Genomic DNA, 1,103 nt, shown 5'->3' with positions numbered 1-1,103 from the left:
CTACCACTCGACAAGGATAGCCAGCTTGCGCATTTTTTCCCGTGCCTTACTCCTGATCCTCACGCTGATAGGCCTCGTTCTGGCCGTGGTGATCTACTTCATCATCAACCCCAAACTCCCGGACTACGTGCCCGTGGAACAGGTGCATTACCAAAACCAATGGAGTGCCGCCGACCGGCAGACTTACTACTTCACGCCCCAGGGCACCCAGGTAAAAGGCCTGCATTACGACTGGTTCACCGCCCTGGAATTGCCATTTTCCGAGCAGCGTTTCGCCACCCCCGAATACCTGGCGCGCTTTGGTTTTCTGGTAGACCCCAAGCAAGTACCCACCCCGCAAAACCCCGGCAACCTCCCCGTGGGCTTCGCCCGCCACAAGAACGCCGACAGCACAGCCGGAAACCTGGACAACACCAGCGCCGCCAGCCACACCGGCGATTTGCAATTAAAATGCCAGGCCATGCGTATCGACGGCGGCTCGGCCCAGCCCCTGCTTCCCACCAGCGTACCGACCCTGCGCGGTGGCAGCTTCGGCCAGGCCCTTGTCGCAAGCCTCGCCGCCACTTACTACAACCCGTGGAAATTCGAACGCTTCGCCCGCCAGGTATTGGGAGACCGCTATGACGCCCAGCACAGCCAACTGCGCCAGGACTTCAAGCAGTCGCTGAACACCTTCCTCAAGGTCGCCTGGAACGACACCCATCGCGGCCTCTACCCCACCGAAGAAGGCCCGGGCCGCACCGACGCCTTCGGGCGCATCGCCAATGCCAGCTTTGGCGACGCGATTTCCCCAGACAACTATCGCATCGCCAATGCGCCAGTGGACTACCCACAGCTGTGGGATATCTGGACCTTCGATTGGGTGCAATGGAACGGCTCGGCCCAGCAGCCCATGGCGCGCAATATCGGCGAAGCCCTTGGTGTAGGCGCCACACTGACCTTCTTCGACAGCGCTGGCCAACCGCTCCAGGGCGATGCCCGCTACCCCTCCAGCGTGCGGGTGCGCGACCTCAACCTGATCGAAGAAACCCTGCAACGTCTCAAGCCACCTACGTGGCCCGAAGCGTTGTTCGGCGCCATCGACAAGCCCCTCGCCGCCCAGG

1 protein-coding gene is annotated in these 1,103 nt (G+C 62.0%); it reads left to right on the top strand.

Annotated features, from left to right (window positions below; all coding sequences use genetic code 11):
* Positions 1–25 precede the first annotated feature (25 nt).
* On the top strand, positions 26–1,103 hold a 1,078-nt coding region (locus tag H8F21_RS29300), incomplete at its 3' end, for a di-heme-cytochrome C peroxidase (RefSeq protein ID WP_236043279.1).

The organism is Pseudomonas arcuscaelestis, from assembly GCF_016881005.1.
In the GTDB taxonomy this organism is placed as follows: Bacteria; Pseudomonadota; Gammaproteobacteria; order Pseudomonadales; family Pseudomonadaceae; genus Aquipseudomonas; species Aquipseudomonas arcuscaelestis.
The sequence above is the reverse complement of the archived record's forward strand: the minus strand, read 5'-3'. Positions and strand labels throughout refer to the sequence as shown.